A 13,240-nucleotide genomic window follows, 5' to 3' on the forward strand; every position below is an offset into this window, starting at 1 on the left:
ACCAAATTACTTGTTAGAAGGTTGGAAGATAGCTTTGAACTCTTCAAGAGCTGCCAACAACGCTTTTTTAGTGTCGTCGCCAATAGCTTTCTTCTCGCTAATAGTTTTGATGATGTCAGAGTGCTTGTTTTTCAAGAACTCGATCATCTCTTTTTCGTATCTCTTAACGTCTGTTTCTGGGTAAGCATCAACAAACGCGTTTCCAGCAGCGAAGATCATAACGATTTGCTCTTCAACTTTTACTGGAGAGTATTGAGGTTGTTTCAACACTTCGATCAAACGACGACCACGAGCCAACTGTTGTTGAGACGCTTTATCCAAGTCAGATGCGAACGCAGCGAATGCTTCCATAGAACGGAACTGAGCAAGCTCAAGTTTCAAAGAACCTGCAACTTGTTTCATCGCTTTAATTTGAGCGGCACCACCCACGCGAGAAACTGATTTACCTACAGAGATAGCTGGACGCACACCTTTGTAGAATAGATCTGATTCAAGGAAGATCTGACCGTCAGTGATAGAGATCACGTTCGTTGGGATATATGCAGAGATATCGCCCGCTTGTGTTTCGATGATTGGCAATGCAGTTAATGAACCGCCGCCTTTATCAGCTGACAATTTAGAAGCACGCTCAAGAAGACGGCTATGGCAATAGAACACGTCGCCTGGGTAAGCTTCACGTCCTGGAGGACGACGAAGAAGAAGAGACAATTGACGGTAAGCTTGAGCTTGTTTCGTCAAGTCATCGTAAACGATCAATGCATGTCTGCCAGTATCACGGAAGTATTCCGCCATTGCTGTACCAGAGTAAGCAGCAAGGTATTGAAGTGGAGCTGGATCAGATGCATTCGCCGCGATAACAGTCGTGTACTCAAGAGCACCCGCTGCACGCAATTTTTCAACTACTAGAGCAACAGTCGATTGTTTTTGACCGATAGCTACGTAGAAGCAATGAACGTTTTGACCTTTTTGGTTGATGATAGCGTCAACCGCGATAGTCGTTTTACCAGTTTGACGGTCACCGATGATCAACTCACGTTGACCACGACCGATTGGTACTAGAGCGTCGATAGCTTTGATACCTGTTTGAAGAGGTTCTTCAACTGGGTGACGGTATACGATACCAGGAGCTTTTGTCTCAACGATACGAGAGTGAGGCGTGTTGATAGGACCACGACCATCGATCGGGTTACCAAGAGCGTCTACTACGCGACCAAGAAGAGCTTCACCAACTGGAACGGAAACGATTTTTTTAGTTCTTTTAACAGTGTCGCCTTCTTTAATTTGGCGATCTTCACCAAACAAAACGGTACCAACGTGACCTTCTTCAAGGTTTAATACCATTCCGTATACTTCACCTGGGAACTCAACAAGTTCACCAGCCATTGCGTTTTCAAGACCGTAGATACGAGCAACCCCGTCCCCTACTGCAAGAACGCTACCTGTTTCACTTACTTCAATCTTTTTATTGTATTGATTGATTTGCTCTTTGAGAACGCGACTGATTTCGTCGGCACGGATTTGTGTTTCCATTTTTAGTTGGCTCTCCTGTTTAATTCTTCATTCAATTTTTTTAAGTGCGTGTCGATACTGTCATCAAAAGTCCATCCGCCAACTTGAGCAACAACGCCGCCCAAAAGCTTTGGATCTTGCTGGTAAGTCAATACGATCTTCTTATTGAGGACCTTATTGATTTTTTGTTCGATTTCTTTTTGTGCATCAGCTGACAGCGGCTGAGCAGAACGAATCACACCACGAGTGATACCCTCTTCAAGGTCCAACATTTCTTGGAATGCGTGAACAACTTGATCAAGTGCCTCAAGACGGCCTTTTTCGCCCATCAATACCAATGTATTAAGCACTTCCTGAGAAACGCCTTTACCAGTCAAAGCCGCTTTTACTGCAGTGACTTTTTGGTCAGATGAAATCATCGGATTTGCAAAATAATTTTTTACAGAAGCGTCCATTTTGAAAGCCTCAGAAATCGCTTTCAATTCACCGAACACTTTTGAGTGTGTGCCTTGTTGTTTTGCTACGGCCAAAAGGGCTTTCGCGTAACTTTTTGCTACTTCACTAGTTCTCATCGGCTACACTCCAACGTGGTTGATAAAATCTTTTTGAAGTTTTTGTTGATCAGCGGAACCGATGTCTTTTGTCAAAACAGTGCGAGCCGCTTCCATAGAGTCTTTTAAAAGTTGATTGCGCAATTCGTTTTGTGCGCGCTGAACTTCAAGCTTCGCCGTCAATTCTGCATCTTGACGAATGCGCTTAGTAACTTCGTTAGCTTCATCCAAGATTTGTTTTTTCATGTCGTCAGCATGAGCTTGAGCTTTACGAAGAGACTCTTCGCGAGTCGCATCCAAGTTCGCAAGTTTGTTTTTGATATCAACAAATTCTTTTTCCGCTTGCTCGCGAGCAAATGCAGATTTTTGAGCCGCCTCTAGGTAAGCCGCTTTTCTTCCAGAGAAGAAAGATACGATGCCATCTTTAGTGAAATAGATAAGACCCGCAACCAAGATAGCTACGTTGATCGCCTGGTACATAACCGCTGATGGAATACCATCATGGTGACCACCGCCAGCCGCAAGTGCTAGCGCAGGAGCTGTGATAATAAAAAGTGATACAAGCAACTTCATGTCTGCCCTCTTATTTTAACAACTTAGTAGTGATTGCCATCGCCACAGCACTTGTTTGAGTTTTCAACTCAGACGCCGCTGCTTGAACTGCAGATGTGATTTTTGTGCGATTGGATTGAACAAGCTGCTCAGATTCAGAACGAGCTTTAGCAACAAGAGCTTCGTAGTCTTTGTTTGCTTGAGATTTCGCAGCATCAACGATGCTTTTAATCTGAGAGTTCAAGTCACGAGTTTTGGTTTCGTACTCAGTTTGCAACTCTACGGATTTATTTTGATATTCAAGAGCTAGATCTTCGCCCCCCTTTGTTCTTCTTTGTCTTTCATCCAAAGCGTGCGCATATGGTGCGAACACGACTTTGCTTAGAAAGATCAAAGCAATAGCAAAAAGAACAAACTGAAAGGCCGCTGTGGTATTGATACCTAATTGTCCAAAAATGTCCATTTGGTTGAAATCCCTACTGATTTTTTGAGCTTTGGGATTAGCATCCGTGCTTGGAACTGGTCAACGTAATTTTACTACTTGATAATGTTAGTGCCTAAGACTTAGGCATATAGGACGCACCCTCGAAAACAACCCCTTCATCAATGCGCAAACTAGGGCTTGTCACCGTGCCTTTAAACACAGCAGGTGGGTGCATAATAACTCTGCGGCGGGCAAAGAGATTTCCCTCAACCCGGCCACTAATAACTATAGTATCAGCCTCAATTTGGGCGGTCACAAAGGCGCCCTCATTAATAACGATGGTATCTTTAGTAAAGATTTCCCCCTTAAAATCCCCGCCGATTTGCACGGTGCCTTCGAAGCTGAGCTTTCCTTCGAAATGCGTCCCCTGGTCAAGGATTGCTGTCACATGACCAGAAAGGAGATCTTCTTGTAATGATGGAGGAAATGCTACTGCCATCCTTCTTTAAGCCTATCTACTAAGTTAGTAAGTTCATCGTCTGAATAGAAGTGAATACTAATCTTACCTTTTGAGTTGGAATAATCAATGTTCACTTTCGTGCCCAGGATCTTTTGAAGCTCGTCGCCAAGCCCCGCGATCAAGCGTTGTGTAACATTAGAATCAAAGGAGACTGGCTCCTCTTTTTCATCCGCTCCCTTTACAACGGCCTGCACCATTTTTTCGAGCTTACGAACCGCAATTTTTTCGTTCACAACTTTTTTCGCGAACTCAAGCTGCTTCTTTGGATCCGGCAAAGCCAAAAGAACTTTTGCGTGTCCCACGGATAAAGTGTTTTCAGAAATCATGTTTTTAATTTCTTCAGACAAAGAAAGAAGGCGCACGGCGTTTGCGACTGTCGCACGATCCTTACCTACTTTTTCAGCCACTTGCTGTTGAGACAATTTAAACTCTGTGATGAGGCGAGAATAACCCTCTGCCTCTTCGATCGGATTCAAATCTTCACGCTGAATATTTTCAACAATCGCCAATTCAAGTGCTTGTTTGTCATCGTAATTCTTAAGGATAACTGGAACTTCATGAAGTCCCGCAAGCTGAGCCGCTCTCCAACGACGTTCCCCGGCTACGATTTCAAGTTTCCCTGCTGTCGTACGACGAGCCACGATCGGCTGAAGAATTCCGTTCTCTTTAATAGACTGAGACAGCTCTTGAAGCGGCTCTTTTTCAAAGGACGTACGTGGTTGGTACTTACCCGGAGAAAGCTTATCAATTCCCACTTTCCAGATTTTACTCTCAGGATCTACGGGAGGGGCGACGGGTGTCGCTTGTTGAGGGCTCACAGGAGCAGTGGGAGTTGATGGAGTTGCTACATTATTAGATGCTGTTGCGCCAGTCGGAGCCGACGCAGAAGGAGCCTTGGTTGGAATTTCTGCCGGAGCAGGTCCGCCCAATAAAGAGCCTAGGCCGCGACCCAAACCCTTCTTTTTGTTTGAAGATTCAACAGCAAAATCAGACATTTACTTCCCCTTCGTAAGCATTTTGTTGTGTCTGCGGAGCTGCTTCCGAAGTCGTTTTTTGCACAGAACGTGCAATAACTTCTTTAGCTAGTTCCAAATATCTAGTCGCGCCGATGGATTTGCTGTCGTATTCGAAGATGGATTGACCATGGCTCGGTGCCTCGCTGAGGCGTACATTTCTTGGAATGATGGCGTTAAATACTTTATCGCCAAAGTGATTCTTGATCTCGGTCACAACTTGGTGACTTAGATTATTGCGACTATCGAACATCGTTAGAACGATGCCTTCGATGTGCAATTGTGGATTCAAATTCTTTTTGATTAAACCTGCTGTATTTAGAAGTTGGCTCAATCCTTCCAGCGCATAGTATTCACATTGAAGTGGTACCAAGAAACTATCTGCCGCATTCAAAGCATTTAAAGTAATTAGACCCAATGATGGTGGACAGTCGATGATCACGAAGTCATATTGATCAGCTACTGTCGCGATCGCTTGTTTAAGACGATATTCACGATGCGGCATATCAACAAGCTCAATCTCTGCTCCGACTAGATCAGGATTAGCCGTGGATACCTTTAAGTTTCCATTTGCTGTGTTTTGAGTAGCCTCGGCCAAAGTTTTTTCGCCGATGAGTACGTGGTAGCTATTCGCATCCTGGCTTTCGTATCTTTTGATACCCAAGCCGCTGGAAGCATTCCCTTGAGGATCCATATCGATCAAAAGAACTCGTTTTCCGAGAGTAGCCAGGGCAGAAGAGATGTTAACAGACGTCGTTGTCTTGCCTACGCCACCTTTTTGGTTAGCTATACAGATCGTTTTTGCCATTTTTCCTCCTTGAGATTCAAAAATCAGACTTTTTGGAAAAACTTGCAAGAATAAAGACTAGTTTTTCGCGCCACACCTTATGATTTTTTGAAAAACAGCCGATGTTCCACGTGGAACAACCATGTTTTTACGAATTGTCTGCCTAATCATTCTTTCTTTCGCGCTTTCCGCGTGCAATAAGCCGGATCCAAACCCCGAGCTGAAAGATCCTATTTATTCAGATCTATCCGCAACTCTCGCGGCGACAACTCAAGCGATTGAGGCAGAGAAAAAAGCTCTTGAGGGATTCCAAAAGGAATTGTCAGAAGTAGTTCCGCAAACAGGACAAATTAAGTATGCGCAAAAGAGAGTTTTCGACTCCCAACAAAAGATCGCGCGCCTTGAACAAGAAAAGCAGTATTATGAGCTGAAAATTGAGGCTCGAAAGAAGTCTTCGAAGAAATCCTATATGGCGGCCTTCAAAAAGGGTGAATCCTGGCCGAATCCAAAAGAATTTGAGGACTATCAAGCACAAAAGAAGTTTCGAGAAGCCAAAAGAACCTGGGATGTGAAACAACGCATGCAGGAGCTGGGTGTAGGAGACGAAAAAGCCCCAGCGGCACCGGCTGAGGCTCAACATTAGAATGTTCCACGTGGAACATTCTATGATTTAGGCAATTTTCTCTGTTTTAACGACTGAAAACTTCACGGCACCTACCGGAAGCTTGTATTCTCCCACAAGTGATGGCGTCCAGATGGAACAAAGCTGTGTCGGAATTTCTCCAACTTCAATCCCCCACTCTTCGCTCTTAAGATGGAATAAAAGACCGCCCTTTGGCATAAACTTACGTGCCACCAAAATTGTGCGGGATATATTGGAAAAACCACGAGTCATGGCAAAGTTCACACTGTTTTCAGGCAATGCTTCCACATTCTTGTTTTCAACAGACACATTTGAAAGCTTTAACGATGCGGCCACGTGGTTTAAGAACTCACACTTTTTTTGATCCGTATCAACCAAAACAACCTTCACCTGCGGGTACAAGATCGCAAACACCAAGCCCGGGAATCCATTGCCGCTGCCAAGATCAAATATCTTATCGATCTTCGCATTGGATTTATGAATGGCCTGTGAAGCTAAAATAGAATCAGCAAAGTGAATCGCGTCAGCTACAAATACCGTCTTAGGAGAGATCAAACTTAGAGTGCGATTAAACTTCAGAAGTTCTTCGTGGTAAGCCTTAAGTCGAGTCTTAATCTCAGGACTTAAATCCGGAAACCATTCATCAATTCGCCAATATATGGTCGGAGCGTCCTGCTGATCCTTGTTGTTCAAGTCCCATCTCCTTGATCTTTTTGTGACCTTTTAGATGGATCATTATAGCCTGAATTGCGGATGGATTGACACCACTTATGCGTTGAGCTTGGCCTAAGGTACGTGGCTTAACGCGTTGCAGCTTATCTTTTTCCTCGTTAGAGAGGCCGCGAATATCTGCATAGACCAAGTCTTCCGGAAGAACCATTTCTTCTAATCTTTTCGATTGATTGATGAGCTCCACCTGTCTTTTCACGTAGCCAGAGTACTTCACTTCGATTTCTACTGGTTCACTGACATTTGGATCAGCATCCACGCTAAAATTAAGCTGTTCTAAGTGCGAACAGGAAATCTCGGGTCGGCGCAGCAACTCTTCGAAAGTTAAAGACTTTGTTAATTCTGGAGTCGGAAATGTCGCCAGCAATTCTTGAACATCTTTAGTCGGATAAACCTTCTCAGTGCGTAGTCTTTCAAGCAAACTTTTGCGTTTTGCCTGAAGGTCTCCAAGAATTTGCAAAGAAGCTTCGGAAACAATACCTATCTTCGAAGCAATAGCACCTAACCTGTCGATAGTATTGTCTTCTCTCAAAACCAAACGGTGTTCTGCGCGAGACGTGAACATGCGATAAGGTTCGCGCGTTCCTTTTGTCACAAGATCGTCGATAAGAACACCAATATAGGCTTCATCGCGATTCAAAATAAACTCTTCACGACCCAAAATACTGTGAGCCGCATTTATGCCGGCAACAAAACCTTGAACTGCTGCTTCTTCATATCCAGAAGTTCCGTTAATTTGTCCAGCCAGGAAGAGCTGACGAATTGTGCGGGTTTCAAGACGATGCCAAATTTGAGTTGGTTCAATATAGTCATACTCAACCGCATAGCCGTACCGAACGACTTTGACATTTTCCAAACCCGGAATCGTTTTCAAGAAAGCATCTTGAACATCTTCAGGCAGGCTTGTTGAAATCCCCTGCAGATAAATAAGATCCGTATTTAACCCTTCGGGCTCTAAGAAAGTTTGATGACTGTTTTTTTCTGCGAAACGAGTGATCTTATCTTCGATCGATGGACAATAGCGTGGTCCTACACCCTCAATGATTCCGCAGAACATAGGTGATTTATCTAAGTTAGCACGGATAATTTCGTGAGTTTGTTCGGTCGTGCGAGTTAGGTAGCAAAGAATTTGCGGAAGCTTCAACTGATTGGAAGAGCGATAGCTAAAAGGATAAACCTTTTCATCACCTGCTTGAGGGATTGTTTTTGCCCAATCAATGCTGTCTTTATGAAGGCGCGCTGGAGTTCCTGTTTTTAAGCGCTTCACTTCAAAACCAAATTGCGCCAACTGATCCGAGAGACCGATTGAAGGCTTATCACCCACGCGGCCGCCCGCCTCTTGGCGAAGACCGATGTGCATAACACCATTCATAAAGGTGCCTGTCGTGATGATCGTTGCTTTGGCGAAAATTTCAGATCCATCTTGAAGAACCACGCCAACACAAAGATCTTTCTCTAAAATCAGGCGCTTTACTTCACCCTCTAAAAGATCCAAGTTCGGTTGATTTTTTAAGGCGTCAGTTTGAAATTGAGAATACAGATGTTTGTCATTTTGAACACGGGTCCCACGAACCGCGGGGCCCTTGGAAGAGTTTAGGCGTTTGTACTGGATTGTGGTCTCATCAGCTGCCACACCCATTTGTCCACCCAATACATCAAGCTCACGAACCATGTGGCCTTTTGCCAAACCACCGATAGAAGGATTGCAGCTCATGTAAGCAATGCGATTGATGTTGGAAGTAACCATTAATGTTTGAAGTCCAAGACGTGCTGATGCCAAGCAAGCTTCAACGCCTGCATGTCCCGCGCCGACAACAATCACATCATATTTTTTTGAATTCATAGTTACTTCCCAATACAAAACTCTTTAAACACACGATCCATGATTTGATCATCAAAGCGTTTGCCTAAAGTTTCTTGGATGGCGATCAAGGCTTCTTTAAATTCCAATGCTAGGAACTCTTCACCTAAGCCATCTTCAACAACACTCTTAGCGCGCTTTGTGTTCTCAAGAGCTCGCGAAAGATTTTCGAGATGACGAGAGTTGGAAATCAAAACAGTGTTTTCCATCTGCAAGTCTGCAAATTCATTCACGAGTTCATCAAGGACTTGGGCACGCACCTTTTTATCAAGAGCGCTTACAAAGAACACTTTTCTTTTGAAGAAGCCTTCTAAGTCCCCGATTTTTTGGAAAAATTTACTGTTTTTAAGGGCATTTTCGACACTTTTTCTATCAGGAGAACCCGATAGACGGTCTGTTTTATTAGCTAAAATATAGGTTCTTTGAGGATCTAAACCATCCAAAATGGTGACTTCTTCGGGAGAAATCCCCTTTTCAATATCAAAGACAAAGAAAACCACATCAGACTCACCTGTGGCCTCACGGCTTCTTTGAATACCGATCTTTTCAACTAAGTCTGATACGGATTCGCGTAGACCTGCCGTATCCAGGAATGTGAATTTCACACCCTTAAAGCTAGTATCCCCATGAATCACGTCACGAGTGGTTCCTGGAATATCTGTGACGATAGCTCTTTCGTCTTCTAAGAAAAGATTTAAAAGGCTCGATTTACCAACATTTGGAAGGCCTGTTAAAACAACGCGGAAACCATCTTTTAAAAGGCGTCCCACTTTGAAAGTTGAAACCAACTCTTCAAGTCCGATTTGGATTTTTTCAAGACGTGCGATCACAACGCTGTCTTCAACAACCTGAATACCTTCAGTCGAAAAATCAATTCCCGCTTCAGCCAATGCTAGAACCCAAGTCATATCATCTTCGATGACTTCCAGTTTTTGCGATACGGAACCTTTAAGCTGACGAAGCGCCAGGCGCGCCGCTTGCTGACTTTGACTTTCGATCAAAGAAAGAACACTTTCCGCCTGAACTAAGTCCAATTTTCCATTCATAAACGCACGATAAGTGAACTCCCCACGATCCGCGGGACGCGCGCCTAAAAGAACTAATTGCTGAAGAATACTTTGGCAAATGACCGGACTTCCATGGCAAGAAATCTCAATAACTTCTTCTCCCGTGAAAGAGCGACCGTGTTTAAAGTAGGTTGCCAAAACCTCGTCAATCTCTTCAGCTTCTTGGTTCCCCTGAGCAAGGGATTTCAAACTACCAAAATAAGCTTTATGAGACTCAGGATGTTCAGGCAAAAAAGAACAGATCTTTGAAACGATGGAATAAGTGCTGGGACCACTCACACGAATGACGGAAATACCGCCGACTCCGTGAGGAGTGGAGACCGCACAAATTGTGTCTTTATCACGATCCCCACGAAACATTGAAAACTCCTCTTGGTTACTGCTTCAGCCTATGCGCCCGAAGGCGCTTTGGCTCTGCCGGCGTCCGCCGACTAATCCTGTACTACTGCAGAGTCGTCTGCAGAGCCTTGAGATTGTCCTTTGGCTGGATAAATTTTGATCTTTTTGTAAAGGCCATCACCTAACGAACGGCTTTTTACGCGTGGATCTTTCGCAAGATATTGATGAACAACTTTGCGATCTTTTGGTGGCAATGCACGGTAGTAAACTGATTTACCTTGCTCGATGCAGATAGCTTTCAAGTTTTCTGCACGCTCAATCAATGCATTTGCGGACTCATCACGATAACCACCACAATCTACTGTGATGTTCGTTTTGTCTTCTGGGAAATTGTGTTGAACGACGCGCTTAAGGAACAATTGGAAAGCGTCTAGCATCTGACCTTTTTTATCTTTAAGGATTTCTTCGTCAGCACCGTTGAATTCTACAGCTAATGTAGATCCGCCGTCTTCTTCCTTCTCAGATTTGAGTTCGAAAGTAAGATCGAATTGTGCCTTCTCGATGATCCCCTCTAAGGTCTTTTGAATAAGTGCCTCAACTTCGCTGTTAGCACCTTTGCTTTTTCCCCCGAAAAGCTTGCTAAAAAAACCCATTTTACCTCCTAGGTATAAAAATCTATTTCAAACGGAGCTTTAAAAAGCTCTTACTTCTTCGCCTTGGCAACAACTGCAGGTGCAGGAGCTGGCGACTTATCACGCATGATCAACCATTGCTGAATGATACCGAACAAAGTGGAAACAACCATATAAAGAGTCAAACCACTTGGAAGCTGCAACATGAACAACGAGAATACCACCGGCAAGAACAACATGATTTTTGCCTGCATCGGATCCATTGTTGATGGCGTGATCTTTTGTTGAATGAACATGAACACGGACATCAATACCGGCAACACATAGAATGGATCATGCGCACTTAGATCGTGGATCCATAGTACAAACGGAGAGTTATAAAGCTCAATACTTGAACCGATAACACGATATAGAGCGAAGAAAACCGGAATTTGTAAAAGCATGGGCAAACAGCCACCAAGTGGGTTCGCGCCGTTTTGTTTCATCACGGCCATCATCTCTGTATTCAAACGCATTGGATCGTCTTTATACTTTTCACGAAGGTTTTGGATAATAGGTTGAACCTTTTGCATCGCCTTCATGGATTTGAAAGACATGATGTTGAAAGGAAGAACACACAGACGAACCAAAAGCGTCAGAAGAATGATCGCAAAACCCCAGTTACCCACCATTGAGTGGAAAGCCTTCATCACATAAAGAAGAGGGCGCGCGATAAAACCAAAGAAACCGAAATCAATAATCTGTGCAAGCTCAGGATCTACAGCTTTTAAAGCGTCGATTGATTTAGGACCCGCATAGAAAATTTCGGAGAAATTCATCTCTGATTTCAATTGTACCGGCTTATAAACTAGTTCAGCCAACGCCGATTTATTCGCTACTTCAGAAGAAACTTTCACTTCAGGAATGATTTCTGATTTATCAAGAATCGCTGCTGCAAAGTATTGAGAGCTTACTGACAAGATAGAAGTAGATTGGAACTGCTGAACAACGTTTTCTTTTGCGTTGCTGAAGTTCACCGTCTCATGAGTCCCACCAGAATGAACGATAAAGAAATCTTGGTGCTCATATGATGGGAAGAAGAATGAAGAAGAACCTTTCACGTGAACTGTTTCAGGAATCAATAGTGAGAAGCCCTTTTTAAAGTCTTCAGTTGGATTTGAAACAGTGATTGTATTTGTGAAAGATGAATTTTCTGGATTGAATTTTAATTCTCTTTTCACTGTTGTTGCACCAACCGCCGCAGTTCCAACATAGTGACCAGGAGCTTCTTCAACTACGTTGAAAGTCACAGGTTTTTCATCCCCTGCCCAACGCATTTCGAACATCGCAAGTTTGTCAGATTGACCAATCTTGATGTTGTTCTTTTCTTTATCCTGGTAGTTATTCACTGTGAAGTTCTTAAGACCCATCCCATGATTAGTCAGAGCGAAAGAGACTTTATCAGTTTTGAAATTGAAGATTTGTTCTTGAGCTTCAGGTGCGGCTACGACCTCAGATTTAGTTTCGATGGCGCTACCTGGAGTGGCAGTAGCTGCAGGAGTCGCAGCTGATTCTGTTTTCTGAGCTTCAGTTTGCTCAGTTTTTGGTTGGTTATAGCCGGGATATTTTTTACCAAGATATGTCTGCCAACCGAAGTAAACAATAGCGACAGCAGCTACGGCAATAAGTGTTTTGGGGTCAAAGAAGGAGGGGTTGTCATTCTTTTGTTGCATGGATACTTCCTTTTTGAGGAACCGGATCGTACCCATAAGGCCCGCCCGGACGACATTTACATACTCTCTTTGTGATTAACCAAAGAGCTTTATGAGTATGATGAGTTTGAATGGCCTCTAATGCGTAGGCGGAACAACTGGGTTCAAAGCGACAAGAACCACCCAAATGAGTAGTCCCTAATGTTCGATAAGCCCCGATCAATAACCAAAGCGCTGCCTTAGATATTTTTTCGAAGGACTTCCAAACCGCGATCCAAAGCTTTGACAAATTCCTCGTGTGGGAGGCCTTTATAAAAGTTTGTATCAATAGGTTTAAAGATGATGTTGATGTCGGCTTCAATAGGTTTTCCCGCCACAAGTGAAGCCCTGAAATATTCCCGTGACCAACGTTTCAATTTATTTCGAACAACAGCCGAGCCGATTTTACGACTGGCAGTAACTCCGAAACGCAACTGACCTACTGAGTTCTTCTGATAATTCAGAAGTAACCATTTAGTAGGCCAGTATCTTTTTCCCGTTTGTTTTAGAGAGAGAAAATCAGAACTTCGCTTAATAACTAGTGGAGAACTATTTTCCACCTGTAGAAACCGTCAAACGCTTTCTTCCTTTAGCGCGACGACGATTAAGAACTTCTTGGCCAGCTTTTGTAGCCATACGAGCGCGGAAACCGTGTGTAGTTTTACGACGTTTATTTGATGGTTGGTATGTACGTTTCATTACTCTTCTCCCCGGACAGAAAATTACGACGCTAAATGACGTCAGTTACATCTATATATGTATGCCACAAAGTTGTTCACAACTAGATACGTGGGGCACTAATAAAGCACGTTGCGGCAATAAGGTCAACTGTTGAAAACTTCAGCTCCCCTTGTTAAGACCTGCCCTGCTTGAGGGGAATCGC

The 13,240-nt window shown here is 43.7% G+C and carries 16 protein-coding genes; 1 reads left to right on the forward strand and 15 read right to left on the reverse strand.

Translation table 11 applies throughout. The features are described from left to right. Positions 1–6: 6 nt before the first annotated feature. The 7 genes from atpA to ACLWBD_RS17645 all read right to left on the reverse strand — a co-directional run bounded on the left by atpA (position 7) and on the right by ACLWBD_RS17645 (position 5,377). Entirely contained in the window at positions 7–1,530 is a 1,524-nt protein-coding gene (atpA, locus tag ACLWBD_RS17615) for a F0F1 ATP synthase subunit alpha (protein ID WP_063205742.1), read from the reverse strand. A 2-nt stretch (positions 1,531–1,532) separates the two neighbouring features. After that, positions 1,533–2,081, reverse strand: coding sequence for an ATP synthase F1 subunit delta (gene atpH / locus ACLWBD_RS17620; RefSeq protein ID WP_413569134.1), 549 nt, complete (start codon positions 2,079–2,081; stop codon positions 1,533–1,535). Between the two features lie 3 nt (positions 2,082–2,084). Further along, on the reverse strand, positions 2,085–2,633 hold the full coding sequence (locus tag ACLWBD_RS17625; RefSeq protein ID WP_063205745.1) for an ATP synthase F0 subunit B: 549 nt from the start codon (positions 2,631–2,633) through the stop codon (positions 2,085–2,087). Between the two features lie 10 nt (positions 2,634–2,643). Continuing rightward, the gene (locus tag ACLWBD_RS17630) at positions 2,644–3,075 is read right to left on the reverse strand and encodes an ATP synthase F0 subunit B (protein WP_063205747.1); all 432 of its coding nucleotides are present in this window, start codon (positions 3,073–3,075) and stop codon (positions 2,644–2,646) included. Between the two features lie 94 nt (positions 3,076–3,169). Further along, positions 3,170–3,535: a bactofilin family protein gene (locus ACLWBD_RS17635; protein WP_041875711.1), complete on the reverse strand. Its 366-nt coding sequence runs from the start codon at positions 3,533–3,535 to the stop codon at positions 3,170–3,172. After that, a complete protein-coding gene (locus ACLWBD_RS17640) occupies positions 3,526–4,551 on the reverse strand; it encodes a ParB/RepB/Spo0J family partition protein (RefSeq protein WP_413569135.1) in 1,026 nt (341 codons plus the stop codon). The genes ACLWBD_RS17635 and ACLWBD_RS17640 overlap by 10 nt, the downstream gene beginning before the upstream one ends. Continuing rightward, complete coding sequence (locus ACLWBD_RS17645; RefSeq protein WP_063206606.1) at positions 4,544–5,377, reverse strand: ParA family protein; 834 nt, start codon at positions 5,375–5,377, stop codon at positions 4,544–4,546. Before ACLWBD_RS17645 ends, ACLWBD_RS17640 begins: the two co-directional genes overlap by 8 nt. 121 nt (positions 5,378–5,498) lie before the next feature. Here ACLWBD_RS17645 and ACLWBD_RS17650 point away from each other — a divergent pair, with 121 nt between their 5' ends. After that, positions 5,499–5,999 carry a hypothetical protein gene (locus ACLWBD_RS17650; RefSeq protein WP_413569136.1) on the forward strand — a complete coding sequence of 167 codons (501 nt, stop codon included), beginning with the start codon at positions 5,499–5,501 and terminating at the stop codon, positions 5,997–5,999. 27 nt (positions 6,000–6,026) lie between these two features. On the opposite strand, the gene rsmG is transcribed toward ACLWBD_RS17650, so the two are convergent. The 8 genes from rsmG to rpmH all read right to left on the reverse strand — a co-directional run bounded on the left by rsmG (position 6,027) and on the right by rpmH (position 13,056). After that, positions 6,027–6,692: a 16S rRNA (guanine(527)-N(7))-methyltransferase RsmG gene (gene rsmG / locus ACLWBD_RS17655; protein WP_413569137.1), complete on the reverse strand. Its 666-nt coding sequence runs from the start codon at positions 6,690–6,692 to the stop codon at positions 6,027–6,029. Next, a complete protein-coding gene (gene mnmG / locus ACLWBD_RS17660) occupies positions 6,643–8,571 on the reverse strand; it encodes a tRNA uridine-5-carboxymethylaminomethyl(34) synthesis enzyme MnmG (RefSeq protein WP_413569138.1) in 1,929 nt (642 codons plus the stop codon). The genes rsmG and mnmG overlap by 50 nt, the downstream gene beginning before the upstream one ends. A gap of 2 nt (positions 8,572–8,573) precedes the next feature. Next, the gene (mnmE, locus tag ACLWBD_RS17665; protein WP_063205755.1) at positions 8,574–10,016 is read right to left on the reverse strand and encodes a tRNA uridine-5-carboxymethylaminomethyl(34) synthesis GTPase MnmE; all 1,443 of its coding nucleotides are present in this window, start codon (positions 10,014–10,016) and stop codon (positions 8,574–8,576) included. A gap of 71 nt (positions 10,017–10,087) precedes the next feature. Continuing rightward, the gene (locus ACLWBD_RS17670; protein ID WP_063205757.1) at positions 10,088–10,648 is read right to left on the reverse strand and encodes a protein jag; all 561 of its coding nucleotides are present in this window, start codon (positions 10,646–10,648) and stop codon (positions 10,088–10,090) included. Positions 10,649–10,698: 50 nt separating this feature from the next. Next, positions 10,699–12,339, reverse strand: a complete 1,641-nt coding sequence (gene yidC / locus ACLWBD_RS17675) for a membrane protein insertase YidC (RefSeq protein WP_413569139.1) — start codon at positions 12,337–12,339, stop codon at positions 10,699–10,701. Next, positions 12,323–12,646 (reverse strand): membrane protein insertion efficiency factor YidD, encoded by a 324-nt coding sequence (gene yidD / locus ACLWBD_RS17680; protein WP_367613501.1) that lies wholly within the window; start codon positions 12,644–12,646, stop codon positions 12,323–12,325. Before yidD ends, yidC begins: the two co-directional genes overlap by 17 nt. After that, positions 12,558–12,917, reverse strand: a complete 360-nt coding sequence (rnpA, locus tag ACLWBD_RS17685) for a ribonuclease P protein component (RefSeq protein WP_063205761.1) — start codon at positions 12,915–12,917, stop codon at positions 12,558–12,560. The genes yidD and rnpA overlap by 89 nt, the downstream gene beginning before the upstream one ends. Further along, positions 12,907–13,056, reverse strand: coding sequence for a 50S ribosomal protein L34 (rpmH, locus tag ACLWBD_RS17690; RefSeq protein WP_011166211.1), 150 nt, complete (start codon positions 13,054–13,056; stop codon positions 12,907–12,909). The genes rnpA and rpmH overlap by 11 nt, the downstream gene beginning before the upstream one ends. Between the last annotated feature and the right edge of the window lie 184 nt (positions 13,057–13,240).

Origin of the sequence: Bdellovibrio sp. HCB117 (assembly GCF_047305915.1) — a bacterium.
GTDB classification, from domain to species: Bacteria; Bdellovibrionota; Bdellovibrionia; order Bdellovibrionales; family Bdellovibrionaceae; genus Bdellovibrio; species Bdellovibrio bacteriovorus_B.